The organism is Gemmiger formicilis (assembly GCF_016901605.1).
Taxonomy (GTDB): Bacteria; Bacillota; Clostridia; order Oscillospirales; family Ruminococcaceae; genus Gemmiger; species Gemmiger formicilis_B.
In genome coordinates, this window is the sequence record NZ_JACJKP010001096.1 from 1 (window position 1) to 205 (window position 205).

Below are 205 nucleotides of genomic sequence, written 5' to 3' on the forward strand. Positions count from 1 at the left end.
GGGCGGCCACGCCGTCGCCCAATTGGACAATGGCGGGAATCCCCAGGCTGCGGGCCATAATGGCGGCGTGACTGACCGTGCTGTCCTGATTGCTGGCCAACCCCAGAATCATCCGCCGGTCCAGGCTGAACAGATCGCTGGGGAAAAACCGGTCGGCTACCAGAATGCTGGGGCGTTTCAGGTGCAGGCGACGGCGTGGCCGCCC

General features: G+C 65.9%; 1 protein-coding gene. It reads right to left on the reverse strand.

The annotated features are described in order from the left end of the window. On the reverse strand, window positions 1-205 hold a 205-nt coding region (locus H6B10_RS17885; protein ID WP_243427465.1), incomplete at both ends, for a PEP-utilizing enzyme.